Annotated in this window: 26 protein-coding genes and 2 rRNA genes; 1 reads left to right on the top strand and 27 read right to left on the bottom strand. The window is 43.5% G+C overall.

Features of this window, described 5'->3' with window-relative positions; all coding sequences use genetic code 11:
- Window positions 1-13 precede the first annotated feature (13 nt).
- The 14 genes from pth to metG all read right to left on the bottom strand — a co-directional run bounded on the left by pth (window position 14) and on the right by metG (window position 13,500).
- Window positions 14-577, bottom strand: a complete 564-nt coding sequence (gene pth / locus BBH88_RS00280; RefSeq protein WP_006830761.1) for an aminoacyl-tRNA hydrolase — start codon at window positions 575-577, stop codon at window positions 14-16.
- Window positions 578-681: 104 nt separating this feature from the next.
- The gene (locus BBH88_RS00275; RefSeq protein ID WP_006830760.1) at window positions 682-1,332 is read right to left on the bottom strand and encodes a 50S ribosomal protein L25/general stress protein Ctc; all 651 of its coding nucleotides are present in this window, start codon (window positions 1,330-1,332) and stop codon (window positions 682-684) included.
- A 113-nt stretch (window positions 1,333-1,445) separates the two neighbouring features.
- Complete coding sequence (locus BBH88_RS00270; RefSeq protein WP_006830759.1) at window positions 1,446-2,408, bottom strand: ribose-phosphate diphosphokinase; 963 nt, start codon at window positions 2,406-2,408, stop codon at window positions 1,446-1,448.
- A gap of 15 nt (window positions 2,409-2,423) precedes the next feature.
- Window positions 2,424-3,797: a bifunctional UDP-N-acetylglucosamine diphosphorylase/glucosamine-1-phosphate N-acetyltransferase GlmU gene (gene glmU, locus BBH88_RS00265; RefSeq protein WP_006830758.1), complete on the bottom strand. Its 1,374-nt coding sequence runs from the start codon at window positions 3,795-3,797 to the stop codon at window positions 2,424-2,426.
- A gap of 246 nt (window positions 3,798-4,043) precedes the next feature.
- The gene (spoVG, locus tag BBH88_RS00260) at window positions 4,044-4,328 is read right to left on the bottom strand and encodes a septation regulator SpoVG (protein WP_006830757.1); all 285 of its coding nucleotides are present in this window, start codon (window positions 4,326-4,328) and stop codon (window positions 4,044-4,046) included.
- Window positions 4,329-4,854: 526 nt separating this feature from the next.
- Window positions 4,855-5,232, bottom strand: a complete 378-nt coding sequence (locus BBH88_RS00255) for a RidA family protein (protein ID WP_006830756.1) — start codon at window positions 5,230-5,232, stop codon at window positions 4,855-4,857.
- A 1-nt stretch (window position 5,233) separates the two neighbouring features.
- Window positions 5,234-6,061 carry a pur operon repressor gene (purR, locus tag BBH88_RS00250; RefSeq protein ID WP_006830755.1) on the bottom strand — a complete coding sequence of 276 codons (828 nt, stop codon included), beginning with the start codon at window positions 6,059-6,061 and terminating at the stop codon, window positions 5,234-5,236.
- A 57-nt stretch (window positions 6,062-6,118) separates the two neighbouring features.
- Window positions 6,119-6,982 carry a 4-(cytidine 5'-diphospho)-2-C-methyl-D-erythritol kinase gene (gene ispE / locus BBH88_RS00245; protein WP_006830754.1) on the bottom strand — a complete coding sequence of 288 codons (864 nt, stop codon included), beginning with the start codon at window positions 6,980-6,982 and terminating at the stop codon, window positions 6,119-6,121.
- A gap of 147 nt (window positions 6,983-7,129) precedes the next feature.
- Entirely contained in the window at window positions 7,130-7,393 is a 264-nt protein-coding gene (gene veg, locus BBH88_RS00240) for a biofilm formation stimulator Veg (protein WP_006830753.1), read from the bottom strand.
- A gap of 163 nt (window positions 7,394-7,556) precedes the next feature.
- Complete coding sequence (rsmA, locus tag BBH88_RS00235) at window positions 7,557-8,435, bottom strand: 16S rRNA (adenine(1518)-N(6)/adenine(1519)-N(6))-dimethyltransferase RsmA (RefSeq protein ID WP_006830752.1); 879 nt, start codon at window positions 8,433-8,435, stop codon at window positions 7,557-7,559.
- Complete coding sequence (rnmV, locus tag BBH88_RS00230) at window positions 8,432-8,992, bottom strand: ribonuclease M5 (RefSeq protein ID WP_006830751.1); 561 nt, start codon at window positions 8,990-8,992, stop codon at window positions 8,432-8,434. Before rnmV ends, rsmA begins: the two co-directional genes overlap by 4 nt.
- A 114-nt stretch (window positions 8,993-9,106) precedes the next feature.
- A complete protein-coding gene (locus BBH88_RS00225; RefSeq protein WP_065536330.1) occupies window positions 9,107-10,486 on the bottom strand; it encodes a resuscitation-promoting factor in 1,380 nt (459 codons plus the stop codon).
- Window positions 10,487-10,556: 70 nt separating this feature from the next.
- A complete protein-coding gene (locus BBH88_RS00220; RefSeq protein WP_065536331.1) occupies window positions 10,557-11,339 on the bottom strand; it encodes a TatD family hydrolase in 783 nt (260 codons plus the stop codon).
- A gap of 202 nt (window positions 11,340-11,541) precedes the next feature.
- The gene (gene metG / locus BBH88_RS00215; protein WP_065536332.1) at window positions 11,542-13,500 is read right to left on the bottom strand and encodes a methionine--tRNA ligase; all 1,959 of its coding nucleotides are present in this window, start codon (window positions 13,498-13,500) and stop codon (window positions 11,542-11,544) included.
- 307 nt (window positions 13,501-13,807) lie between these two features.
- On the opposite strand from metG, the gene BBH88_RS00210 reads away from it, so the two are divergent.
- Entirely contained in the window at window positions 13,808-14,086 is a 279-nt protein-coding gene (locus tag BBH88_RS00210; RefSeq protein WP_006830747.1) for a transition state genes transcriptional regulator AbrB, read from the top strand.
- 246 nt (window positions 14,087-14,332) lie between these two features.
- Here BBH88_RS00210 and rsmI read toward each other — a convergent pair whose 3' ends face one another.
- The 13 genes from rsmI to rrf (BBH88_RS00145) all read right to left on the bottom strand — a co-directional run bounded on the left by rsmI (window position 14,333) and on the right by rrf (BBH88_RS00145) (window position 25,599).
- Complete coding sequence (gene rsmI / locus BBH88_RS00205; protein WP_006830746.1) at window positions 14,333-15,202, bottom strand: 16S rRNA (cytidine(1402)-2'-O)-methyltransferase; 870 nt, start codon at window positions 15,200-15,202, stop codon at window positions 14,333-14,335.
- Window positions 15,199-15,468, bottom strand: coding sequence for a GIY-YIG nuclease family protein (locus tag BBH88_RS00200; protein ID WP_006830745.1), 270 nt, complete (start codon window positions 15,466-15,468; stop codon window positions 15,199-15,201). Before BBH88_RS00200 ends, rsmI begins: the two co-directional genes overlap by 4 nt.
- Window positions 15,455-16,192, bottom strand: a complete 738-nt coding sequence (locus BBH88_RS00195) for a tRNA1(Val) (adenine(37)-N6)-methyltransferase (RefSeq protein WP_006830744.1) — start codon at window positions 16,190-16,192, stop codon at window positions 15,455-15,457. The genes BBH88_RS00200 and BBH88_RS00195 overlap by 14 nt, the downstream gene beginning before the upstream one ends.
- Window positions 16,193-16,278: 86 nt before the next feature.
- Complete coding sequence (yabA, locus tag BBH88_RS00190) at window positions 16,279-16,638, bottom strand: DNA replication initiation control protein YabA (RefSeq protein ID WP_006830743.1); 360 nt, start codon at window positions 16,636-16,638, stop codon at window positions 16,279-16,281.
- 10 nt (window positions 16,639-16,648) lie between these two features.
- Window positions 16,649-17,461, bottom strand: a complete 813-nt coding sequence (locus BBH88_RS00185) for a PSP1 domain-containing protein (RefSeq protein WP_006830742.1) — start codon at window positions 17,459-17,461, stop codon at window positions 16,649-16,651.
- Between the two features lie 3 nt (window positions 17,462-17,464).
- Window positions 17,465-18,457 carry a DNA polymerase III subunit delta' gene (gene holB, locus BBH88_RS00180; RefSeq protein WP_065536333.1) on the bottom strand — a complete coding sequence of 331 codons (993 nt, stop codon included), beginning with the start codon at window positions 18,455-18,457 and terminating at the stop codon, window positions 17,465-17,467.
- Window positions 18,458-18,580: 123 nt separating this feature from the next.
- Window positions 18,581-18,910: a cyclic-di-AMP receptor gene (locus tag BBH88_RS00175; RefSeq protein ID WP_006830740.1), complete on the bottom strand. Its 330-nt coding sequence runs from the start codon at window positions 18,908-18,910 to the stop codon at window positions 18,581-18,583.
- Window positions 18,911-19,027: 117 nt separating this feature from the next.
- A complete protein-coding gene (gene tmk / locus BBH88_RS00170) occupies window positions 19,028-19,678 on the bottom strand; it encodes a dTMP kinase (protein WP_006830739.1) in 651 nt (216 codons plus the stop codon).
- Between the two features lie 139 nt (window positions 19,679-19,817).
- Entirely contained in the window at window positions 19,818-21,920 is a 2,103-nt protein-coding gene (locus BBH88_RS00165) for an RNA degradosome polyphosphate kinase (RefSeq protein ID WP_065537333.1), read from the bottom strand.
- Between the two features lie 207 nt (window positions 21,921-22,127).
- Window positions 22,128-23,654, bottom strand: coding sequence for an exopolyphosphatase (gene ppx, locus BBH88_RS00160; protein ID WP_006830737.1), 1,527 nt, complete (start codon window positions 23,652-23,654; stop codon window positions 22,128-22,130).
- 58 nt (window positions 23,655-23,712) lie between these two features.
- Window positions 23,713-25,149 carry an aminotransferase class I/II-fold pyridoxal phosphate-dependent enzyme gene (locus BBH88_RS00155; RefSeq protein WP_006830736.1) on the bottom strand — a complete coding sequence of 479 codons (1,437 nt, stop codon included), beginning with the start codon at window positions 25,147-25,149 and terminating at the stop codon, window positions 23,713-23,715.
- 164 nt (window positions 25,150-25,313) lie between these two features.
- Window positions 25,314-25,429, bottom strand: a 5S ribosomal RNA gene (gene rrf / locus BBH88_RS00150).
- Between the two features lie 54 nt (window positions 25,430-25,483).
- Window positions 25,484-25,599, bottom strand: a 5S ribosomal RNA gene (rrf, locus tag BBH88_RS00145).
- Window positions 25,600-25,608 lie beyond the last annotated feature (9 nt).

Here is a 25,608-nt window from a genome sequence, read left to right as displayed (position 1 = left end):
TGCGTCAAAGCGGTTATGTTCCATTAAATTGATTCATTACTTCGAGATATGGTTTGAACAGCCAGGTTTCACAAGCTGCTGCACTTTTTTTGATGGCATCCGCTACTTCCGGAATCTCCTCTTTTGAAAAGCGCTGCAACACGTAATCAGGTACTTTCATGCCTGCCGGCGGACGGCTGATGCCGATGCGCAAACGATTGAATTCTTGGGTTCCTAAATGCTGGATCAGTGACTTGATGCCATTATGACCACCGGCACTGCCTTTTTGGCGCAACCGCAACTGGCCAGCCGGTAAATCCAGATCATCGTATATTACAATGATGTCTTTCAACTCGATGCCGTAGTAATCCATCAGCGCACTGACAGTCTCGCCAGACAAATTCATGTAAGTCAACGGCTTTAACAGCATCACTTTGCCTTCAGGACGATGGCTAATGGAATACATGCCTTTGAATTTGGACTGTGTCAACGGTGCGTTCCATTGGCTTGCCAAATAATCGACCACTTTAAAGCCGATATTGTGCCGTGTGTCTTCATATGCTTTGCCTGGATTTCCCAAGCCGATAATCAGTTTCATACCCATCTTCCTTTGCTTTTTCACTGCCTTTTATTTTACCATAAGTAATCCTGAAACAAAAAAATAGGGACTGTCTCTCGACAGCCCCTATTTCCCATTCGTATTTATGCTTCTTTATTTTCTTCTTCAGAATCTTCGCTGCCAACCACTTCTGGTTCTGCATTTTCTTCAGATACAGTTTCAAGCTCGTCCAATTCATCTTGTGTACGTGGAGCTGTTGCAGATACAAGGATAAAGTCGTCTTCGTCCAAGATTTCATAAGATACAGTTCCGCGAATATCGCCGACTGTGATTGTTTCGCCAATCGCCAGTTCAGTCGTGTCCACTTCTAATGCATCTGGAATGTCAGAAGGTTTCACGCGAACATTTACTTCGCGGTTCGGCTGAGTGATAAAGCCGCCTTCTTTTTCGCCTACTGATTCGCCAGTTAAGTGAACAGTTACAGCCACTTCTAGCTCATCAGACATGTTGATTGCTAAAAAGTCGACGTGCTTAAAGCTACCTTTTAAAGCATCCATTTGATAATCGCTCAAAACAACATTTTTAGTCTTGCCATCAAGTTCAAGGCTGATTACGCCGTTACGTCCAGATTCACGCAGGGTTTTAATCAAATCAATTTCAGATACTGTTACCGGTGTCGTTTCAGTTTTAAAACCGTAAACTACTCCTGGCACATTTCCATTTGAGCGAAGCTCAGTTAACGCAGAATTCTTGTTGCTGCTTTCCCTTTTTTTTGCTGTCATTTTTACAGTCATTACTTTCAGCCTCCAGTTATATTAAAAGTACATAATCACGATAGGTACATAACCATTATATACCCTTTTCTTGCATAAATGAAACCTAGATTGTAGAAAGGTCTGCCCGATGATCAATCAAAAAGAGTGCTGACAGATTTTTGCTCATGAACACGGACGATTGTTTCAGCTAATAACCGTGCTACAGACAATTGCTTGATCTTAGGAGATTTCTTTTCTTCTGGTAAGGCAATCGAGTTGGTAATGATCAATTCCTTGATCACTGAGTCGTTGATACGTTGTACAGCAGGACCTGACAAAACAGGGTGTGTACAGCATGCATAGACTTCTTTCGCGCCGCTTTCGATCAATGCGCTGGCAGCGATTGAAATTGTCCCGGCTGTATCAATGATGTCATCGATAATGATGGCTGTTTTGCCTTCCACATTACCGACGATATTCATAACTTCTGCTACGTTCGGACGAGGGCGGCGTTTGTCAATGATCGCAATCGGCGCTTTTAGGCGGTCTGCCATTTTGCGGGCACGTGTAACTCCACCATGATCCGGCGAAACGATGATGACATTTTCAAGATCAATACCGCTTTCATTCAGGAAATAGTCGGAAAGCAGAGGTACAGCTACCAGGTGGTCAATCAAAATATCAAAGAATCCTTGAATTTGAGGAGCATGCAGATCCAGAACGATTACACGTGTTGCACCAGCAGTTTCCAAAAGATTCGCTACTAATTTCGCTGTAATCGGCTCACGTGAACGGGCTTTGCGATCTTGTCGCGCGTAACCGTAATAAGGAATCACCACATTGACTGTACGAGCAGAAGCACGTTTAACGGCATCAATCATGATCAATAGCTCCATCAAGTTCTCGTTAACTGGCTGAGAAGTCGATTGCACGATAAACACATCATAGCCGCGAATACTTTCTTCAATATTAATCTGGATTTCACCATCGCTGAAATGTGTAACCGAACTTTTTCCAAGCGGAATGCCTGCGTGTTCCGAAATTTCCTCAGCTAGCTCCTGGTTCGAATTCAATGAAAAGATTTTCAATTTCGAGTTTGCATTTTGATAGCCCATTAGGTGTAAACCCTCCTATTTTTTCCCGTTTAATTTGCTTGCATAGCCTTCTTTATTTTCCTGGCGCGCGCGTGCAATCGCCAATGAATTCTCAGGTACATCTTTTGAAATCGTTGAGCCTGCTGCTACATAAGACCCTTTGCCTACCGTGACCGGTGCAATCAGATTCGAGTTGCAGCCAATAAAAGTATCGTCTTCAATGATGGTCTGAAATTTATTTTTGCCATCGTAATTGACCGTTATGGTACCACAGCCGATATTGACACCCGAACCAACATGAGCATCGCCAATATAGCTCAAGTGGGAAACTTTAGTGTCGTTTCCAACTTCCGACTTTTTCACTTCGACAAAGTTGCCGATTTTCACGTCATTTCCCAACACAGTTTCCGGGCGGATATGTGCAAATGGTCCAACAGCTGTATCCGTTCCGATGCTGCTGTTATGGATTTCCGAACTGCGGATTGCCGTGCGGTCCCCAATCACGCTGTTGACGATGTGGCTGTTGGAAGAAATGATGCAGTCTTCTCCAATTTTCGTATCGCCATCAATTGTCACATTCGGATGAATAATGGTATCCGCTCCGATTTCAGCTTTTGCACTAATATAGGCAGTCGCGGGATCGATGATCGAAACTCCCGCTCTCATATGCTTTTCAGCAATCCGTTTGCGCATCGTGCTTTCGGCTTGGCTCAATGCCACGCGGTCATTTACGCCCAATGTTTCATCAAAACTGTCTGTTGCATAAGCGGCTACGATTTCGCCTTGCTTTTGAAGAATTTCAACAACATCAGGCAAATAATATTCACCTTGAACGTTGTCATTAGAAACTAATTTCAACGCCTCAAATAACGCTTCGTTATCAAAGCAATACGTACCGGTATTGATTTCCTTTACTTGCTGCTCTGTTGGAGAGGCGTCCTTTTGCTCGACAATCTTTTCAACGATGCCAGCGTTATTGCGAAGAATTCGACCATAGCCTGTCGGATTATCGGCCAATGCCGTCAGAATTGTTGCTTTTGCCCCAGTTTCAGCGTGCTGATCAAGCAATGCCTGCATCGTCTCAGGGCGAATCAACGGTGTATCGCCGCAAACCACCAAAGTTGTTCCAGCTAGCCCTTCAATCAATGAAGCAGTCTGCTGTACTGCGTGAGCTGTCCCCAGTTGTTCTGCCTGCAGTGCGTATTCACTTTTTTCACCAAGCTGCTGTTGGACTTTTTCAGCACCATGACCAACAACCGTAACGATTTTTTCAACACCGAGCTTCTCGATATTTCCCGTGACATGCTCAACCATCGGCATGCCGCAAACCGGATGAAGTACCTTATACAATTTTGACTTCATGCGAGTACCCTGGCCAGCTGCTAAAATTACTGCATATGTATTTGCCATTCCCTGTCCCTCCACTCCTCAGCTGATAAGAAGTCTATTTCGCCAATCTTATCGACCATTTTTTATGTCGCTTGTGAAATCCAGTTTTCAAACTGGTTATGTCAACTAAAAAAATTCACTTTTCCTTATTGACTATAGCGGAAAAACCTTGATTTTTCAAGGTTTCAAGGCATGACAATAACATGACAAAAAAGGCAAATAAAAAAAGAGCCTATTTAATATAGAAGGCTCCTCGTTTCAGCTCCATTAAACGCCGGCATTTTCTAATACCGATTCGCTTTCACTTTGCTCATATGCAGTTAAGACAGCTTCTTGAAGCTTGGTGCGTGCATTTGAATTGATTGGATGTGCAATATCCCGAAATTCACCATCCGGTGTTCTTTTGCTTGGCATCGCAACAAACAAGCCTTCATTTCCATCAATCACACGAATATCATGGATAACAAATTCGTTATCCAGCGTGATAGAAGCGATTGCTCTCATTCGGCCATCAGTTTGTACACGTCGCAATCTCACATCTGTTACTTCCATTCTCTCATCTTCCCCCTTTTCTCAGTTGCTATTTTTAAACCCTAATTATGGGTATTCGCTAGAAAGAACTATTCTCCTTCATAATCCACAAAACTTATTAGAAAATTTGCTCAATACAATAAAGAAAAGGAAATTACGAAAAAAAACGCGCTTGCAATAAAGAGCTACATAGGTCGAACTGATTGCTTTCAATCGGTGCTATTTTTGTTGCGATATTCCGTAAACCGGTTCCGCTTTTCTACGGGAGGGCAAACAACAAGCCGCTTCCTCGAAGCTCATCTTTAGGCCTTCACCTGTCTTATTTATCCCATGAGACGCTTAAAAGAAAGGGAAGGATACGGAGACTCCTGTAGACACAAGCAGAGTGGCGAAATCCATTCAGGCATCAAACCCGAGTCAGTTCGGCGCGAGCCTTACGGAAGCATCCGCTTAAAGCGGTTCTTCAGACATGAACTCTAACAAAAGAACTGCAGGCTCACTCAATTTCGGTGAGTTGGCCTGCAGTCCTTTATTCAAACAATTGATTTTAGCTATTCACTTTTGCAATGACTTCGATTTCCACTTTTACGTCTTTTGGCAAACGGGACACTTCAACGGTCGAACGCGCTGGTTTGTGGTTGCCAAAATAAGATGCGTAAATCTTGTTCAATTCTATAAAATCGTTCATATCTTTAATGAATACCGTTGTCTTAATAACTTCGTCAAGTGACGACCCTGCTTCTGCAAGAACGGCTTTCAGATTTGAAAATACTTGATGCGCCTGATCGGAGATAGTGCCTTCAACCAATTCTCCTGCCGCTGTTAATGGAATTTGACCTGAACTGTAGAGAATCCCCCCTGAAACCACGCCTTGTGAGTATGGCCCAATGGCGGCTGCCGCTTTGTCTGTCGCTACATAATTCATATTAAATTCCTCCATTTTCAAAGTAGTTTCCTTCTTCTAATGCAATGGTGCGCTCTTTTTCACTGACTTCATGCAATTTAACAAGTGACAGGTACTTTTCTACAAGCCGTTCATTCGAATGTTCCGACTCTACTAGAACAGCAACACCCGCTAAGGTGCATTCAAACTCTTCCAGCAGATTTTTCATGCCATTCATCGTGCCGCCGACTTTCATGAAGTCATCGGTGATGAGCACACGCTGACCGCTCTTCATGCTGCGTTTTGATAGCACCATCGTCTGGATGCGTCGAGAAGACCCCGAGACATAATTGATGCTGACTGTAGAGCCTTCTGTGACTTTGCTATCTCTGCGGACAATGACCACAGGTACATTCAAATGGCGGGCAATTGCATGGGCGATGGGGATGCCTTTTGTAGCAACCGTCATGATGATATCAATTTTTTCTTTGGCAAACGCAGTGGCGAATACTTTACCAACACGATTCATCATCTCCGGATTGCCCAGTACATCAGTCATGTATAAGTAGCCCCCCGGCAACAACCGGTCGGAGTGGCTCAATTCTTCCATAAGATCCGCCATAATGGCCTTGATTTCACGAGCTTGGAGCTTAGGAATATATTTAACGCCACCCGCTGCTCCCGGAACGGTCATTAACAAACCAATTCCTTTTTCTTCGAACGTTTCTTTAACAATCCCTAAATCTTCACTGATGGAAGATTTTGCAGATTGGTAAAGATCCGAGAAATAAGTCAGCGGAATCAATTTATGTGGATGTTCTAATAAAAAATGCGTCATATCTACAAGTCGTTCACTGCGCTTCCACTTCAAAACTACCCTCTCCTAAACACGAATGATTTATAGAAAACTTACCATAAATATCCGTATTTAAGCAAGTGGCTCTCGTTCGCCGATTAACCGGACAGCGTAAACTTCTGAACAGAAACCACGTAGGCCATTGTATATACGTGGAATGCGTGCTTCCTGATGCACCAAACCAAAAACTGTTGGTCCGCTACCGCTCATTAATACAGCGTCAGCTCCGAATTTTTTCATCTGTTCTTTAATTTGTTCAACTTCCGGATACAATTTCAAGGTGACACTTTCGAGTGCATTGCCTAAATTATCACACATAGCTTCATAATCGCCATCGTGGAGTGCTTGGATCATTTCATCCGTATTCGGATGCTGAGCTGCTCGAACATCAAACGCCCCATAGACGTCGGCTGTAGAAACGCCGATTGTTGGTTTTGCTAGAATGACCCAGCAATTCGGCGGAGTCGGCAATTGCCGGATGATTTCACCGCGACCTTTTGCTAACGCAGTGCCACCGTAGACACAAAAGGAAACGTCTGATCCAATTTTAGCCCCGAGTTCAGCTAGCTCATCAAGTGACAGATTCAATTGCCAAAGTTTGTTCAACCCTTTTAGTGTCGCTGCAGCATCACTGCTGCCTCCAGCTAATCCTGCGGCAACCGGAATTTTTTTATCGAGCGAGATGATGACACCGGTCTTGATATTGAAAGTGTCTTTGATCAATTGCGCTGCCTGGTAAGCGAGGTTGCGGGAATCATCCGGTACGAAGCGGTCCGCAGACTGGATATGTATGCCTTTGGCCGTTCCCATCAGTCCAATACGGTCTGACAAATCCACCGTTGTCATGATCATTTCAATTTCGTGATAATTATCTGGACGTTTATGCAAAACATCTAATGTTAAGTTGATCTTGGCAGGCGCTTTTACGTAGAGCATCCCACTGCCTCCTTTTATATTCTAATGAAGACTATTCTAACATACCGCCAGGCAATGGAAAGCAATGTGCTGACAGAAACAAAAAAACTCGCCTTCCGCTTGAATGAGCAGGAGCAAGTTTTGAAGTAACATATAAATATAATTCAATTATTTAACGACAAGTGCATCTTCAGTTCCTTCATACACGGTAATTTCTACCGCTTCGGTTAAGATGTCTGCGTAGCTGTAAGACACGCGTTCAAATGCATGCTCTTCTTGATCAAGCTCAATCACGAACACGGAGTGATATGTCTCGCGCAAGATTCCGGCACGTTCGACCGTTTTCTTGCGACCTCCGTTTGCCTTCAAAAGCAATCGTTTTCCTAAATGTAGGTCTAACGACTTTTTAATATCCGCCAAAGTTTTGGGCATTTTGTCTACACCTCACTATAGACAAAATTCTACCATAATATGATGGAATAGTCAAGTAAATTTATCATTTTATCAGCGACTATCTAGTGCTGTCAATATTTATTTATTCGAAATATCTTCAATCCGAAATAATATGTGCCGAAATTGTAACAGAACGTCGGTTTCATCGGAAATAAGCATATAATTTATCAGCCAACAGACCAAATTCCTTGATCGTCAAGGTCTCTCCGCGCCTAGTCGGATCGACTTCCGCTTCTTCTAGCGCTTTCAAGATGAGTTCTTTTTTCTCTTTTCCCAAAGGCATAGCCACTTGAAGGTTGTTCAAAATAGTTTTTCTTCGCTGGACGAACGACCCTCTCGTAACAGTAAAGAAGAAATCCTCGTCAATTACCTTCACTTCCGGCACTTCCCGTTTGGTCATATGGATAACAGCGGAATCGACATTTGGCTGGGGCAGGAAAACCGATTTCGGAACAGTTAACGCCATTTCAGCCTGTGTGTAGTATTGGATGGCGATGGACAGTGAGCCATAGGCCTTTGTCCCGGGTTTGGCTGTAATGCGTTCAGCCACTTCTTTTTGCAGCATGACGACCATGCCACGAATCGGCAGTTTTTCCAGCAACAGCTTTAAAATGATGGGAGTTGTGACGTAATAAGGCAAATTCGCTACAACAACGATGTCATCGTAACCGGCCAACTCGCTGTCGATGGCCGCCTGCACATCGGTTTTAAGGATATCAGCATGCACGATGGAAATATTATCGTACGGAGAAAGTGTGTCTTCAAGCACTGGCAACAAACGCTGATCGATTTCAAAAGCCAGAACCTTTCCCGCTTCTCTTGCCAAGTGTTCTGTTAAAGCGCCAATCCCTGGACCAATTTCAATGGCAGCAGACTTCTTCGTCAAGTTGGCCTGTCCAACAATTTTGCGTAAAATATTGGGGTCGATCAAAAAATTCTGTCCTAAGCTTTTTTTTACCTTCAAATCGTATTTTGCCATGATTTGCTGGGTTCGGATAGGTGTGGCTATATCTTTGGTCATTGGTTTTCCTCCTGAGTTAACGCTTTTACCGCTTTGATAAACTGGTCTTTGGATATACCGAACATATAGAGCCGCTTCTGGAGCTGCTTGCCGTTGGTATAGCCGATCTGCAGATCATTGCCGATTTGGATGCGACGCTGCTTGGCTTGTGGGTGAGCGACAAGCCCTGCATCAATCAGATCTTCCATGGTAATTTCTACAGCGCGTTCTTCTTGCAGCGGCGTATAGACAGCTTGCAAGGCTTCACGGATGTCTTCATCACGGGCATGCTCGATTCCTAAGCCTTTGCCGTTTTTGGCAATCGTTTTTTCTTTAGCCAAAAATGCATGCTTGGCCTGAGGCACATGTTCTTCAATAATAGCACGGATCCGCCGCCCGGGATAATCGGGATCTGTAAAAACAATGACTCCTCGCTTCTGCTGTGCATGAGCAATCCGCTGTAACGTCTCTGTCGTAATCGCTGAACCGTTCGTTTCGATCGTGTCGGCATCAACTGCACGCTTAATCGCTACTGTATCGTCTTTTCCTTCAACTACTATAATTTCATTTATCTTCATTTATAAGATTCCTCTTTTCAGGCTTCTTGTTTATTCTACACGTTCGCGGGTGGGCATGTAAAAAGCTTTCCCGGGAAATATCCCAGGAAAGCCTGTAGCTGAACATGCGGTAGATTAGTTAAGGATTCTAACTTTTACTTGTTTGCGTCCGAATGACAAAGCATCGGATTTATTGGCCATAAATAAATCGATTTTATTGCCTTTAATTGCTCCGCCCGTATCGCCTGCAATTGCATTTCCGTATCCTTCGACCCAAACTTTGGAGCCTAATGGAATGACGTTAGGGTCTACTGCAATTACTTTAAGACCTGGATTGCTATGCAAATTGATTCCGGTGGCTGTAATTCCTGAACAACCTGCACAGCTCGCAGTATAGGCTGTTGCTGAAACGTAAAATTCTTTGCCGCCTGATGGTTCTTTTTCTGCTGGTGCTGTTTTGACAGGTTCCGCTTTCGCTGGTGCTGCTGGTGCTTTTTTAACTGAAGCCGTTTTGACAGTTGCTTTTTCCTGTTGAGGTGCCGCCTTTTGTTTTTCCTGTGCAGGTGCTGCCTGCTTCACAGGCTCCGCTTTTGCTGCTGGGGCTGCTGCTTTTGCTTGAGTGCCCCGCGAAACGCTGGCTACAACAGTTTTCGTTCCTACCGCTGTTACTTGTTTAGTAGGCTCTTTTACGACTTTTTCGTTTTTAAGGTCACGCTTTACTTCCTTGCCGTTTTCCTTAACCACTTCGTAGGTTTTCTCTACTACGCCATTGGTGCCTTTTTGAACAAGTTTTTCACTGCCTTTAAGAAGTGAGTTGTCTTTTTTCGTTTCTACTGCATATTTCACAGAATCCTCGACTATATCGGTGACCTTTTCGACACGAACTACTTTGACTTCTGAATTCGGAAGGACCAATTCGTCCATTTCGCTTTCTACTCTGTCCAGTTTGCCTAAAGAGACTTTATGTTGCTTTAAAAGGTCAGCTACCGTAGTCGAAGTAGACCGTACTTTCTTTTCTTCAAGACCATCTTGGATGGTAACTTCGTACGCTTTTTCTACCGAAATTGTAGTTTCTTCATCTACCTGATCTTCTAATGCTGGTGATACTTTATCGTATTTTGTAAGTTCAATATTTGCTGTTTCTAAAATCTCTGACACGGTATTTCCAGTTGTCCAAGCTGAAGTCGCTTTTCCATCAACTGTTACCGCATATTGTTCTGCTGCATCCCACTCAAGAGCCATATCTTCATTAATTGCTGTTTCTGTTGAATGACTTACGAAATCGTGTTCTCCAGGTTTGATGTCCTGTTCCTTTAAAAAGGCACCTACTGTTTCCGCATGTGTCCTTACTTCTTCTTTTTCACCGTTTGCTGTTACAGTTACTGTGTTTTTTGTTCCCTCATATATAGCAAAAGTTAAAACCGCTGCGAACAACAATACAGTTGCAATTGTTACCGCTAATGATTTACCTTTGAATAATTTTGATGATTTGGTAATGTTTACTTCGTTTGACAAAAATAACTCCTCCTTTTTTCTCGAGTGATTATATGGGCTCATGTTTGACCTGTAAACGGATACGAATTTCTTAATTTCCCTTTTTTTGAGAAAGCTTGTAAAACTTTTCAGCGTTCTGAGTGGTCGCTTTTGCGACTTCTTCTACTGAAATCCCTTTCAATCGCGCAATCTCTTCCGCAACCAATGGTACATAAGATGGTTCATTTCGTTTTCCCCGATATGGGTGAGGGGCTAAATAAGGGGCATCTGTTTCAATCATCAGGTAATCGAGTGAAATCAATTCGGCGACTTCTTTCGGCTTTTTGGCATTTTTGAATGTTACCGGGCCTCCAAGAGAAATCATGAAGTTCATTTCTATACTTTCGCGGGCCGTTTCTACGCTACCGCTGAAGCAATGCATAACACCGCCAATTTCTTGTGCATTTTCTTCTTTCAGGATTTTCAGAATATCTTCAGTGGCTTCCCGATTATGGATGATAATCGGCAACTTCACCTTTTTAGCCAATCGGATCTGTTTGCGGAAAACTTCCTGCTGCACCTCTTTTGGCGACTTGTCCCAGTGGTAATCCAACCCGGTTTCCCCGATTCCGACCACTTTCGGATGAGCTGACAGCTCTTCAATCCATTTCAGATCTTCTTCAGTACAATCGATGGCGTCAACTGGATGCCAACCAACTACTGCGAAGATGAATTCATAGGTTTCGGCCAACTCTATGGCTCGTTCAATCGTTTTTCGGTCGAAGCCGATGACTACCATTTTCTCCACTTGGTTTTCTCGTGCACGCTCAATGACTTCTACAAGGTCCTCATCATATTGATCTGCATTTAAATGTACATGGGTATCGATAAACATCAATCATTCTCCTCACATTAAGCTTTATTCTAATGGTTCCATCTGTATCTTTCTTCACAACAACATTACAATTGGGTAACAAAACATGTTAATTCAATGTCAAAACCATTCATTTCCTTGCAATACTGGTTAATAAAACCTAGTAAAACAAAAAAAAGACCCACTTTTTAAAGTGGGTCAAAACAGGTCTTTTTCAGTAGATTTATTTGATTTTTGATCCATTCGGAAGTTTTTCAGCAACCGATGCTAAAGTTAAATAACCATCATTTTCACCAGCCAGAATCATACCCTGAGACAGCTCGCCTCGCAGTTTCACAGGCTTTAAGTTCGCCACAACGACAACTTTTTTGCCGACCAGTTCAGCCGGTTTGTAATGTTCCGCAATACCGGACACGACTTGCCGCTGCTCATAGCCCATGTCGAGCTGAAGTTTCAACAGTTTTGATGTTTTAGGAACAGCTTCACAGTCTGTGACTGTTGCTACCCGTAAATCCACTTTCGTAAAATCCTCAATCGCAATTTCTGGCAGATCCGGAACTTCCACAACTGTCGGCTCTTCTGCAGCCGGTGCCGCAGTTCCGCGCATCTGATCACGGATATACGCTACTTCCGGTTCTACTTCAAGACGCGGGAAGATGGGCGTTCCTTTAGACACTACTTGAGTGCCAGCAGGAATTTGGCTGAAGTTCTGCAAAGTATCCCAAGTCAGGAAGTCTTCTGTCAAACCAAGTTGTTCAATAATCTGTTTGGGAGCATTCGGCAAGAATGGCTGTAGCATAACCGCGGTCATGCGAAGGCTTTCCGCCAGATGGGCCATAACAGAAGCTAATTGCTCTTTCGCTGCTTCATCTTTCGCCAACACCCAAGGCTGTGTTTCATCAATGTATTTATTGGTTCTGGAAATCAATGCCCATACTTCGCTTAAGACAATGCTAAATTGCATTCTCTCCATATGCTGCTCATAGACTTTCACTGTCTGCGCAGCTACGCGTTGAAGCGGTCCATCAAATTCCGTCTGCAGCCCGTTAATCTGAGGTACAGCACCATCAAAGTATTTATTGATCATCGACACCGTACGGTTCAATAAGTTTCCAAGATCATTCGCTAAATCGAAATTAGTCCGTTCGACAAACGATTCAGGTGAAAAGACTCCATCAGAACCGAACGGTAACTCGCGCAACAGGAAGTACCGTGTAGCATCCAAGCCGTAGCGCTCAACGAGCATTTCCGGATAAACGACATTGCCTTTGGATTTCGACATTTTGCCATCTTTCATCATGATGAAACCATGAGCGAATACTTTCTTCGGCAGCGGCAGATCTAAGGCCATCAGAAAAATCGGCCAATAGATTGTGTGGAACCGGACGATGTCTTTGCCGACCACATGAACATCAGCTGGCCAGTATTTATTGAACAAACTTTCATCGTCTGAACCATAGCCAAGTGAAGTGATGTAATTCGACAAAGCATCCACCCATACGTAAATCACGTGCTTCGGATCTCCAGGAACCGGAATACCCCAGTCAAAAGAAGTTCGTGAAACAGATAAATCCTCCAGTCCAGGTTTAATGAAATTATTGATCATTTCATTTTTACGCGATTCCGGTTCAATAAATTCGACATTATTTTCATAGTATTCCAGAAGACGAGCTGAGTATTTTTTCATATTGAAGAAATACGACTCTTCTTTTACTTTATGAACTGGGCGTCCACAATCTGGACAATTGCCATTTTCCAATTGGTTTTCCGTAAAGAACGATTCGCAAGGCGTGCAATACCAGCCCTCGTATTCGCCTTTATAAATATCGCCATTGTCGAGGAAGGTTTTAAAAATTCGTTCGACACCTTCTTTATGGCGTTTTTCTGTAGTCCGAATAAAGTCGTCATATGTGATGTCCATAACCGACCAAACGTGTTTTGCAGCTTCAGCCATCTCATCCACAAACTCTTGCGGCGCTTTGCCCGCTTCGGTTGCTTTTTCTTCAATTTTTTGGCCGTGCTCGTCCATTCCAGTTAAAAACCGGACATCAAATCCGCGTAAACGCTTGTAGCGGACCATTGCATCAGAAGCTACTGTTGTATAGGCAGTTCCAATATGGAATTTTCCGCTTGGGTAATAAATCGGTGTGGTTAAATAAAAGGTCTCTTTGTTAGCAGTCACGAAAAATTCCTCCAGTTTTTTGGTATAGTTCTTATTTTAACGAAGTCCACTATTTTGTACAATCTTTCAATTCGGCATTATCTAGCCAGTTCCACAGTGATTTTTTTACTTATCGTACAACTTTGTCAAATTCATGGCGCTCTTAGCCTAAAATCAAAGGAAATTAGGACAAGATATAAAATTTCATTATGATTTCGATAGTTTATTATTGACCAAATTGACAGTAGTTGGTATGATTTATGACAGGAAGTGGTAAATGTCGAATTTTGGCGAATGCATCCGATAAAATAAAAGGGGGACTATTATTATGAAATCGACGGGTATTGTTCGGAAAGTGGATGAATTAGGACGTGTGGTAATTCCGATTGAATTGCGCCGTACTTTAGGAATCGCAGAGAAAGACGCACTGGAAATCTATGTAGATGACGACAAAATTATTTTGAAAAAGTATTTACCTAACATGACTTGTGCAGTTACAGGCGAAGTATCAGACGACAACATGCAATTGGTTGGCGGAAAATTGATCTTAAGTACTGAAGGCGCAGAAATGCTGGTAAAAGAGATCCAAAACAACTTAAAGAAGTAAGATAAAAACCAGGACGCTAATGCGTCCTGGTTTTTTCAATGCTCAAGAACCCTAGTGTTTCAGCTTTTGTTGAATCTACACGGGCATTTCCGCTTTTTTCATTATTTAGACTTCATTGCCCAGATTCTAGGGTCATAAGCCACCCTGGTCTCCAGTTGTAGTGCCTAGTTCCACTTTTCTTCATTGTCCAGACTCCAGTGCCTAGCTCTTCGGGATGTCAGAGCTAAGCAGGCACTTCCGCTTTTCTTAGGTATGGTAGGCTTGGTAAACTTCTCGCTTGGACAACTGGCGTTCGATGGCCGCTTCTTTGATGGCTTCCTTTGACGTCAGGTTTTTGGTTTCCATCAGTTGGTCTACGTGGTCTTCGATGGACAAGTTTTCCCACCATTTCACGTTTTCCTCAGGTTCTGGATTAGCATTTCCTTCTAGTACCAGACAAAATTCTCCACGGATTTCGTTTTCTTCAGTCCACGCTGCCACTTCTGCAACCGTCCCTCTCAGAAACTCTTCGAATTTTTTTGTCACTTCCCGCGCCAACGTGATTTTCCGTTCATCCCCTACCGCTTTTTGAATGCTTTTTAAGCTTTCCTTAAGCCGGTGGGGCGCTTCGTAAAAGATAAGGGTCTCTTCTTTCTGGCTCAGGAGCTCCAGCTCTGTCTGTCGGTCTTTTTTATTGCGCGATAGGAATCCGTAAAACAAAAAAGGCTGCGGTGAAATTCCCGATGCGATCAGCGCACTGAGTGCCGCGTTGGCTCCAGGTATCGGCACAACAGGATAGCCCTCGGCAACAGCCCGTTTGACGATGTCTTCTCCAGGATCAGAAATACACGGCATACCGGCATCGCTGACCAAAGCAACTGACTTGCCGTCTCCCAGGTACGACAGAATCTTAAAACCTCCGCTTTCTTGATTGTGTTCATGGTAACTGACCAATTTGGTCTGGATATCAAAATAATTGCAGAGGTTTTTCGTGTTGCGTGTATCTTCCGCTGCAATAATATCCACTTCTTTTAGGATGCGTAAAGCGCGTATCGTCATATCTTCCAGATTGCCAATAGGCGTTGCCACCAGATACAGGGTGGCTTGCTTATGTTGAAAACTTTTTTGAGATTTCATTTGCCGTTCTCCCTTCCTTCAGCAATATAGCGGATTTTTTGAGCCTTCGTTAACTGCTTAAAGGTGTATTCCGCTTTCATCGCTGCCGGTTTCGTGTCATAGCATTCGTGATGAATGAGCTTTGACGGCCCTTTGGCGCGTGTGTATTTTGCGCCTTTTCCGGCGTTGTGAGCAGCCAGCCGCTTTTCAAGGTCGTTGGTGTACCCCGCATAGTAGGACTGATCGGCGCATTCCAGAACATAAAAATAATGGTCACTGGTTGCCATATAATAACTCACGCACTTCTTCGGTATATTCCCCGTTGTCGCCGTAGACAATCAACGGCGGCAAGATCTTTAAATCAGGTTTACCGTCTTTGATGCCTTCAATCAATAGCGTATTGGCTTCTTTTCCAGCTTTCGGATAAACCAGACGAATCCGTTTCGGTTCCAATCGGTTTGCGCGCATCGCAGCAATCAAATCGATCAGGCGCCCTGAACGGTGAACAAACGCTACTTTTCCGCCTTGCTTCAGCAATTGACTCGCTGATAAAACGGCTTCATCTAATGTTAGGTGCAGTTCGTGCCGTGCAATTGCCATATGCTCACTGATGTTTTTATCACTCAATTCATGTGCTGGAAAATAAGGAGGGTTACATGTCACGACATCGTATTTTTCAAACCCTAATTGTTTTGGCATATCTTTAACGTCGCCTTCAATAATATCAATCTGACCTTCTAACTCGTTGTAAGCGACACTGCGACGCGCCATGTGAGCGAGCCGCTCCTGCAGTTCCACACCAATAATACGAGATTCTGTACGGGCACTCAGAAACAACGGAATTGCTCCATTGCCTGTACATAAATCTACAATTGTGCCTCGTTTTAATGGAACATAAGCAAAACGCGCCAGTAAAACCGCGTCTAACGAAAATGAAAACACCGACGGACTTTGAATAATCCGTAAGTCTTCTGCTAACAAATAATCAAGTCTTTCATCATCCAGTAACATCTATTCAACTCCTTGCATAACAAAAGGCTGCCGACACACGGAGTGTCAGAAGCCTTTCTCTTTAAAATTCGGATAATACGTTCTTTTTAATTTTGCTTATTCAAGAATGACAAACAAAACAGGCAATCGTCGCCTTTTCGGGAACTGCCGAAATGCACATTGCAGACATGGTAGCCTTCATGATACAAACGCGCTAAGTTATCGTAGCCTTCACCGATATCCATCACGGCTTTTTTCAATTTCACAGGATCCACAGCCGCCACTTCCGGCACTGCTTTATGAAATTCATCCAGACGTGCACGCAGATGATGATTTTCCAATTGCAGTGCATGATGTTCTTCCATCGTCCGAGCTACAACCGCTTTTAATTCGCTGAATTGTTCCTGCATGGATTGGAGCTGCTGCTCAAATTCCATGACCGTGTCCAAAAAATTCTTTTCCTTCACCTAAACCACCTCACGCTCTCGTTCCTTGGCTCATTATCTCATCTAATGTATATTCAAGTGTCTGTTCCTGCTCAGATAAGCGAACTTTTAACACTCGCTCCAGAATATTCATGCCTACAACACGGCCATCGCCGTCAGGTGTCGTTACCCGTGTTCCAACGTCCGGCATTTCCTTTTTCGCTGTTTCATATTCGTCATTCTCATATTTTAGGCAGCACATCAAACGGCCACATAAGCCTGAGATTTTCGAAGGATTCAGCGACAGGTTTTGGTCTTTCGCCATTTTGATCGAGACCGGCTCAAAATCGCCTAAAAATGTCGAACAACAGAGCATCCGACCACAAGGACCGATGCCGCCTAACATTTTCGCTTCATCGCGAACGCCGATTTGGCGAAGTTCGATGCGTGTACGGAAAATGGACGCCAAATCTTTAACTAAGTTCCGGAAATCTACACGACCTTCTGCTGTAAAGTAAAAAATGACTTTATTGCGATCAAAGGTGTATTCCACATCCACTAGCTTCATATCCAATCGATGCTCTTCGATTTTGTCGGTGCCTAGTTCAAAAGCACGGCTTGCTTCTAGCCGGTTTTCTTCCACCTGTTGGCGATCACGCTCAGTCGCTACTCTTACAACCTGTTTCAAAGGCAAGACCACGTCGTTTTCTCCAACGTTTTTTGTCGGCACTACCACTTTGCCGTATTCTACGCCTCTGGCTGTTTCCACAATGACGTAATCATCTTTTTCAATCCCTAATTCACCTGGATCAAAATAATATATTTTACCCGCTTTTTTAAAGCGAACACCTATTACATTATACAATTGCTACCCCTCCTGCAGATTCAGCATTAACTGCTCCATCAACAGCGTTCGATTCATATTGCGCGGCAATTGTTGTTTGGCCCGTAAGACGGCCTGCAACTGCTTGGACAATACCGTAAAGGAACGCTGGAGAGCCATCTGCTTCCAAATTTCTTCCATGTCTGGATATGTTCGTGCAGTTTCAAGACCTGCTTTTACCGAAGCGATGTCCCGATATGCAAATAATAACATGTCCAGACCTCTTTCGGCATCTTCTTTTTCTTTAAATAACGGCAGCCATTCAGCTTGAAGCATCAAAAGCGCCTCATGGACATTGCTGCCAGCCACTTCCACCAGCTTCAATACTGTTTTTCTGGCTTGTGCAAATTGTTCATCCTGGCTCAAAGCATTAGCTTCTTCTTCGCTTTGAGTCAACATGCTGACGGTTGCGGCCATCGATTCAGTCATTCCATCCGCCATCAATTTTTCCATCAGTTTCGGCCGTGACAGTGGCTGGAACGATATCAATTGGCAGCGGGAACGGATTGTGCTCATGAGCGCATTTAATCGTTCCGTCAATAAAATCGCGGTGACGTTGAATTCTGGCTCTTCTAAAAACTTCAGCAAAGCGTTAGCAGAAGAATTATTCATGCGGTCCGCCTGCTCAATCACGTATATTTTACGGCCTGTATTCAGCCCGGTTTTATTCAATCTAAAAATCAATTCACGAATTTGATCGATTTTAATGTTTTGACCCTCTGGCTCAATGAAAATAACATTCGTATGGTTGCCAGAATTGTAAAGCTGGCAACTCCGACATGTTTCACATGGAACATTTTGCACAGGCGTTTCGCACAGCAGGAGCTTGACGAAGAAATGAGTAATTTCTTTTTTGCCTGAGCCGGTAGGACCTTCGAACAAGTAAGCATGCGCCAAACGGTCTTTCGCATAGGCGCCCTGAAGTCGCTTCATCACCACCGGCTGCATTTCCAAAAGTTCATCCGTTGTTTTTTGCATTACTTCCACCTTCAGACTTTTTAAAAAATCCCGTGTTCCGAATGGGGCACGGGTATTATTTATAGTGCTGGGTGGCAGACAAGTCTGCCATTTATCGCGGGAAACCAGTTTTTTCCTTATTGATTAAAAATGATGAAACTGTTCGATCGGCAGAACAAAAATAGTCGCTCCGCCTACTTCAACTTCTACTGGATAGGGAATATACGAGTCGGCATTGCCGCCCATCGGTGATACGGGTGCAACCATCTGTTCACGAGATCGGCAATTTTCACGAATCAAATCCAACAATTTCGGTATGAGTTCATCTTCTACACCAATTAAAAAGGTCGTGTTCCCTGAGCGCAAAAACCCTCCTGTACTGGCAAGTTTTGTAGCCCGGAAATCATTTTTCGTTAACGCATTGGATAATCGGTTACTGTCTTGGTCCTGTACAACTGCTACTACGAGTTTCATCAGCACTCACTCCTTTTTGTCTTTCTTATATACAAGTATAACATGAACAAAGATATACACTGCATATCTTTCCAGCTCTTTCCCGAAAAAAAAGTCCTTCTAAAAAGACAGCTGATCCTAAGAAGGATCAGCTGTCGCTTGACGTTCTTCTATAAAACGCACAATCGTTTCCAATGCATCTGCAAAAACGATATCTAGCTCATTCTCTGCATTAATCAAGCGAATGCGCTCCGAGTTCTGACTCAACAGCAAAAGATAACCTTCTCTAACTTTGTAGTGAAACTTCATCGACTCAACATCCAAACGGTTGATTTCCCGGTCTGTATCCCGTTCAATCCGAGCCAATCCTACTTTCGGATTAACATCGAAATAAAGAGTCAGTTCCGGCATGTAATCATCGATGGCAAATTTATTGATGGCGAAAATCTCTTCCATTCCAAGACCACGTGCATATCCTTGATAAGCCAGGCTCGAATCGATGTAACGGTCGCACAGGACGATGCTTCCCGCTTCGAGTGCCGGAATGATCTTTTCAACTAAGTGCTGCCTTCTTGCCGCAGCATACAATAAAGCTTCTGTCCGTGCATCCATCGCAGTGTTTTCCCGGTTCAAGATTACATTACGGATTTGTTCGGCAATATCGATGCCACCCGGCTCCCGCGTACAGACAACAGAAAATCCTTTTTCCTTCAGCTCATCTGCCAGCATTTTCAGCACCGTCGACTTGCCCGATCCTTCTCCGCCTTCCAGATTGATCAAATAACTCATTTTGCCATTCACCTTATTCCATGAAATTAATCATATTCTACTGTTTTAAACTCTTTATACTATACACGAAACGGCTCTTATTTTGTAGTGACCAATAAAAAAACCATCCATCTCCCCATGAAAATGAATGGCTGCCTTATCATTCCTCATCTTCTGCTACTTGGTATGCCCTGCGGAACAGTTCCATTTGGCTGTCTATTACCGGCTCATCATTTTTTCGCGGTACGTAATGATACACCCCGTCAGCATCCTGTTGCCTGGCTTTGACATTATCAGCAAGCCCTAGCTCCAAAATGCTCTTGACTTGTTCTTTGATATCTTCATCGATAATAGGAAACAGGATTTCGATGCGGTTGTTCAAATTCCGGGTCATCATATCCGCCGAAGACAAAAAAATCTTGCCTTTGCCATTATCATTGAAGAAATAGACACGGCTATGCTCCAACAGGCTACCGACGATGCTGCGCACCTGAATATTTTCACTGACCCCTGGAATTCCAGGGCGCAGACAGCAGATTCCTCTGACGATTAAATCTACTTTTACTCCAGCATTTGAAGCTTCATACAATTTCATAATAATGATTTTATCCGTCAATGAATTCATTTTCGCAACAATTCGGCCATTGCCCTGCTTTTTCTGGAAACGGATTTCAGCATCGATCAAGTCAATGATATCTGTCCGGATTGTAAAAGGCGCCACCGATAAATAATTGAACTCCGGCTTTTCGGTATAGCCGCTCAAATAGTTGAAAAAGTTGGTGGCATCGATTCCAAACTGCCTTTTAGAAGTGAACAAACTCATATCTGTATAGATTTTGGCCGTCTGATCATTGTAATTGCCGGTGCCCAAATGAACAAATCGTTCAATCTTATCCTCTTTTTTCCGGACGACCAAGGTGATTTTGCTGTGCGTCTTCAGGTGTGTCATCCCGTAAATCACATGGCATCCCGCCTTTTCCAACTCTTTTGCCCATTGAACATTGTTTTCCTCGTCAAAACGGGCCTTCAATTCAACCAGCACCGTTACCTGCTTGCCATTTTCTGCTGCTCTTTTCAAGGCCTTGATAACCGGTGAATCGCCGCTGACACGGTAAAGAGTTTGTTTGATGGCCAGCACATCAGGATCATCAGCTGCTTCTAAGATGAATTGGACAACTGGCTCAAACGATTCATATGGATGATGGAGAAAAACATCCTGCTCACTGACTTTTTGGAAGATATCCTTGCCGTTCTTCATACCTACCGGCAACTGCGATACTTTTCCTTCAAAGACCAAATGCTCCCAGATCGGTGCCATTTTTTTATAAAAACTGAAAAAGACCGTCAAATCCAAAAATCCTTCAATTGCATAGACATCTTTTTTATGGACTTCTAATTCATCAGTCAAGTAATCTAAAATAGCCGGATCAAATCCGGGCTGCTGAATTTCCAGGCGGACAGCTGCTCCCCATTTTCGTTTCCGGAGCTCTTCTTCAATTTCCTTCAGCAAGTCACGCGCTCCTTCTTCATGGATGGTCATGTCGGCATTGCGTGTAATCCTGAACACAGACACCGAAATCACCTTGAAGCCATGAAAAAGCTTGCGAATAAAGAACCCGATGACGTCTTCCAATAAAATCAGCTTGTGGCTACCTTTTTTGGAATCCAGACGAACAAACCGCTCTAGCACGGAAGGCACCTGGACGATGGCAATTTTCTGTCCTTCTTCCACCTGGTCCACTTCGGCTTCCAGCACCACCGCTAAATTGATGCTTTTATTCAGTAGCATCGGAAAAGGCCGATACGCGTCGATTGCCATCGGTGTCAGCACAGGAAAGATATGATCCTCAAAATGTTTTTCCATTACAACCAATTGATCCGCACTCAAATCCGTCATCTTTACAAATTCCACATGCTCTTTTTGAAGCTTTGGCAATAAATTATTTTGTAAAGTCTCGTACTGCAAGTACACTAATCGGTGTGTCTTCATCGCAATTTCATTTAATTGTTGCTTCGGCGTCATTCCGGCTTTGTTTTCGGGTTTCGTAAATCCGACTTTCACCTGATCTTGTAGTCCTGCAACACGGACCATGAAAAATTCGTCCAGATTGGAACTAAAAATCGCCAAAAACTTAAATCGTTCCAGCAAAGGGTTCCGTTTATCCAAGGCTTCTTGTAAGACACGTTCATTAAAAGCCAACCAGCTCAATTCCCGGTTATTGTAATAAGTAGGTTGCCTGAGTTCCGCATTCTTTTTTTTCATTGGTTCCAATTTTGACTCCACCTTTTACTTATAATTCATTCTGTCATTCCGCTCTAACAGGCAACAAGACTCCCACCTATGCAAGTGGGAACTCCGAATTAACTAGTTATCAGTAGGCGATGAAAAATACCTCCCTGATCGAAGTTTGTCTTTATCGTATCATTATCTATCTTTTAAAAGAGCTGGATATGGCTTTCACAATGTTAATTATTTGTAAAATTTAAAATCAATCGTTTTCTTCAATTGCTTTTCCAAATGCTTTTTCTGCTTCTCCACTTGGTATTGCTCTGGTTTCCAATCTTCACTGCATTGAACAGAAAAAATAAGTTCCTCGTCTTTTTCTTCCAGTTCAATAGCCTTTACAATGTCACGTTTCGTAGCATTCAAACTATAAGCTAGTTTAATAATGGCACCTAACAAGCTGAATTTAGCCAATTCATCCTTGCCAAACCACTTTTCATAAAGAGCAACATTGCGCTTAAAGATTTCTCTATTTTTAAACGAAGCCATCAATGCAACAATGACCCGTTCTTTATGCAATAAGCCATCAATAGTCCGGTTGCTTAGTAAATAAAATGTGTGCTGGTGGCTGGACTCCGAATCGATATAGCTTCCTAAATTGTAAAGAGCACTGCTCAACTTCAAGCGTTTATAATCTTCTTCCTCTAGTGAAAGCAAGCCCACCTCTTCTAATTCTTTTGAAATCAACAATGCACTGTTGGTGACGTGGAACGCGTGAATCAGATTGATGTCATAGTCGATGGCCAGTTCGTGAAAGCTTTCTTCCACGACATTGGGAAATACCGATAAATCGAAATCCTTAGTCGTTTCTTCATAAAAAACGCCATCTCTCAATCCTTTTCTGCTGAGGGCAAATTGTTTTGTATCAATAAACTCCATCAAATAGCGAAACACTTCAACTGCTGGAATGATGATATCTGCCCGGTCCTTCGACAAGCCCTCAAGCCTTTGTAACTCCGAAAACTCCAAAGATTTCAATAAGCCATTCACTTCTTCTACATCATCTTTACTCATCACGTACTGGTGAACTCCAGAAAAAGGGTATTCGATATGTTCCTGGTGGATTTGTGCCATATTCCGAGCGCTTCCCCCGATGCCAATTAAAGGTAGCCGTTTGTCGGCCAGCCATTCTAATTGGTCAAACTGTTCTTTCAAAAACGATCGTAGCTCACGCAATTCCCCTTTTGTCGGCGTGTCTCCTTGGATAAACTGTTGTTTTAAAGACAACGCACCAAACGGGAAACTATAAAAGTATATTAACTGGCGATTATCGAAATACGTAATTTCCGTACTGCCCCCACCAATATCCACTGTGATGCCGCTGGCAAATGGCGTCGAGTTGACGACTGCCAGATAACCGTAGTTTGCCTCTTCGAATTCGGACAGGATACGCATGGTAAAATCCGTTTCGCTTTCGACCGCTGCCATAATTTCATCCTGATTTTCCGCTTGGCGAACAGCTGCTGTAGCCACGCATTTAATCGCCTTCAGTTGATGATGTCGGGTGACTTCCTGGAAACTCTGTAAAGTCTTGAGAAGTATCTCAATTCCTTCACGTTCCAAAATATTTTCTTCATTTAAATAGTTACGGAGACGAGCAACCGCCTTAACGTTTTCACTTTCTGTAAAACGTCCACTTTTGTCCCGTGTATAAATAACAAGACGAATGGTATTCGAACCGATATCAATGATTGCATATTTTTCTTGATCCATGAAAATCCCCCACATTCTATTCCATTTAAATGATGCTACAGTATACCCCCTTTGCGATTTACTTATTCTCTGGTGCTCCTTGTTGGAGTACCGGCAATTGCTTTGATTCTAGCCGGTGGTCGCCTTGGATCTGCGCTTTCGAAGCCAAGTAATTCATCAGCTCTTCCACTTTGGTCAATGTCCACTTTTCACCGGCCACCATCAGTGGAATGCCTGGCGGATATGGAATCACCATACCCGCCGCAATACGTCCAATGATTTGTGTATAAGAAATCCACTCTTGATCAGCCAAATCGATTTCCTCGAAAGACAGTTCAGGAACCGTCACATCAAGCTGTTGCTGCACCATAAGCTTTGTTTCCTGTCTTGCTTCCCTTTCAAGCCCCAATACTGCTACTTTCAACCGGCTGCGGATTTCCGCAAACGGATACGCATGCCATTGCTTCAATAGAGGCAAGATCAGCAGTACCTGAAAAAGGTCAGCCAGCTCCACCTCAATCCCCGCTTGTTCCAGCTGCTGTTTCAGCTGGTAGCCGCTATGATGATCGACCCTCAACATAATTTTCAGCGGATCATCAGATTCCACCACAGTTAAATACGGAATCATCCGCAGACTACTAAGAAAACGAGCACGTTTTTCAATGAACACCCGAATGTCTGGTTGTGAATAATTTTGAAGATAAGAGCGCGCATCATCCAAAGAAGCCAGGATCAAATACGATGGACTGCTCGATTGAAACATACGCAAGTATTTTTGGATTTTCTTTACGCTTACTCGATTACTACCAACGTGTAAAAAAGACCCCATCGTCATCGCTGGCAAGGTTTTATGAGCAGACTGAACCACCACGTCCGCACCGAGTACCAAAGACGAAACTGGAAACGGCAATCCTGCCTGGAAATGGGCGCCATGCGCTTCATCCACCAGAACTGGCATGTCTTTTTTATGGCATAAAGCAATGATGGTCCGTAGTTCATCGGAAACCATTCCATAATAATTAGGATATGTAAGTACCACTGCTTTCGCTTCCGGATATGCCTCTATTGCGGCTTCCATTGCCTTGAGAGGCACTCCAGCAGCTGTCATGGATTCCTCATCCCATTGCGGCGATACGTAAACCGGGCGCAGACGTGCAAGCTCCAGGGCATGAAAAATCGATTTATGGGAATTGCGCTGAACTATCACCACATCCCCTTCTTTACAGACTGCGTGGATCATTGTCAAATTTCCCACAGTGGAACCATTGACCAATAAGAAGCTTTCCTTTGCGCCATAAGCTTCCGCTAATAAAAGCTGCGCATCTTTAATCGCTTCTTCCGGATAATGAAGATCATCCAGACCTGTCAGTTCAGTCAAATCGTAATGAAGTGCCGATTGGATTTCTTTCGGCAACCCCGATAAAATTCCGTGCTTATGCCCCGGCACGTGAAAAGAAATAGGCTCTCTGTTTTGATGCTGTATTAATGCATCTACTATCGGACGTCGTTGGGTCATAAATTTCCATCCTCACATTGATTGATTACTCCCATTATAGCAACTTCAGCTGAGAGCAGCGGTTTTGAAACAGAAAGACTGTGAAGATTCCGAAATGCCCATTGATGTTTCTTGGAAATAAAAAACAAGCCGTTACCGGAATCGGTAACGACTTGTTTCAATGTGCCCAGCGACGTCTTACTCTCACAGGGGGAAACCCCCAACTACCATCAGCGCAAAAGAGCTTAACTGCCGTGTTCGGGATGGGAACGGGTGTGGCCTCTTTGCCATCATCACTGGACTATTTAGTTAAATATTCGTCGTTCAAAAAAATTAGTATGAAAAATTAAAAACAGACCAGCGACGTCCTACTCTCACAGGGGGAGACCCCCAACTACCATCGGCGCAAAAGAGCTTAACTGCCGTGTTCGGGATGGGAACGGGTGTGGCCTCTTTGCCATCATCACTGGACTATTTGGT

The organism is Planococcus antarcticus DSM 14505 (assembly GCF_001687565.2).
Lineage (GTDB): Bacteria > Bacillota > Bacilli > Bacillales_A > Planococcaceae > Planococcus > Planococcus antarcticus.
Note: the sequence above shows the minus strand (reverse complement) of the source record. Positions and strands in the feature narration are given on the sequence as shown.

Excerpts from the sequence above, each read along its gene's own strand:
- pth (WP_006830761.1), bottom strand. The coding sequence starts at position 577 with ATGAAACTGATTATCGGCTTGGGAAATCCAGGCAAAGCATATGAAGAC.
- BBH88_RS00275 (WP_006830760.1), bottom strand. The coding sequence starts at position 1,332 with ATGACTGTAAAAATGACAGCAAAAAAAAGGGAAAGCAGCAACAAGAAT.
- BBH88_RS00270 (WP_006830759.1), bottom strand. The coding sequence starts at position 2,408 with ATGGGCTATCAAAATGCAAACTCGAAATTGAAAATCTTTTCATTGAAT.
- glmU (WP_006830758.1), bottom strand. The coding sequence starts at position 3,797 with ATGGCAAATACATATGCAGTAATTTTAGCAGCTGGCCAGGGTACTCGC.
- spoVG (WP_006830757.1), bottom strand. The coding sequence starts at position 4,328 with ATGGAAGTAACAGATGTGAGATTGCGACGTGTACAAACTGATGGCCGA.
- BBH88_RS00255 (WP_006830756.1), bottom strand. The coding sequence starts at position 5,232 with ATGAATTATGTAGCGACAGACAAAGCGGCAGCCGCCATTGGGCCATAC.
- ispE (WP_006830754.1), bottom strand. The coding sequence starts at position 6,982 with ATGCTCTACGTAAAAGCGCCTGCCAAGATCAACTTAACATTAGATGTT.
- veg (WP_006830753.1), bottom strand. The coding sequence starts at position 7,393 with ATGCCCAAAACTTTGGCGGATATTAAAAAGTCGTTAGACCTACATTTA.
- rsmA (WP_006830752.1), bottom strand. The coding sequence starts at position 8,435 with ATGACCAAAGATATAGCCACACCTATCCGAACCCAGCAAATCATGGCA.
- rnmV (WP_006830751.1), bottom strand. The coding sequence starts at position 8,992 with ATGAAGATAAATGAAATTATAGTAGTTGAAGGAAAAGACGATACAGTA.
- BBH88_RS00220 (WP_065536331.1), bottom strand. The coding sequence starts at position 11,339 with ATGTTTATCGATACCCATGTACATTTAAATGCAGATCAATATGATGAG.
- BBH88_RS00210 (WP_006830747.1), top strand. The coding sequence starts at position 13,808 with ATGAAATCGACGGGTATTGTTCGGAAAGTGGATGAATTAGGACGTGTG.
- rsmI (WP_006830746.1), bottom strand. The coding sequence starts at position 15,202 with ATGAAATCTCAAAAAAGTTTTCAACATAAGCAAGCCACCCTGTATCTG.
- BBH88_RS00200 (WP_006830745.1), bottom strand. The coding sequence starts at position 15,468 with ATGGCAACCAGTGACCATTATTTTTATGTTCTGGAATGCGCCGATCAG.
- BBH88_RS00195 (WP_006830744.1), bottom strand. The coding sequence starts at position 16,192 with ATGTTACTGGATGATGAAAGACTTGATTATTTGTTAGCAGAAGACTTA.
- holB (WP_065536333.1), bottom strand. The coding sequence starts at position 18,457 with ATGCAAAAAACAACGGATGAACTTTTGGAAATGCAGCCGGTGGTGATG.
- BBH88_RS00175 (WP_006830740.1), bottom strand. The coding sequence starts at position 18,910 with ATGAAACTCGTAGTAGCAGTTGTACAGGACCAAGACAGTAACCGATTA.
- tmk (WP_006830739.1), bottom strand. The coding sequence starts at position 19,678 with ATGAGTTATTTGATCAATCTGGAAGGCGGAGAAGGATCGGGCAAGTCG.
- BBH88_RS00165 (WP_065537333.1), bottom strand. The coding sequence starts at position 21,920 with ATGAAAAAAAAGAATGCGGAACTCAGGCAACCTACTTATTACAATAAC.
- ppx (WP_006830737.1), bottom strand. The coding sequence starts at position 23,654 with ATGGATCAAGAAAAATATGCAATCATTGATATCGGTTCGAATACCATT.
- BBH88_RS00155 (WP_006830736.1), bottom strand. The coding sequence starts at position 25,149 with ATGACCCAACGACGTCCGATAGTAGATGCATTAATACAGCATCAAAAC.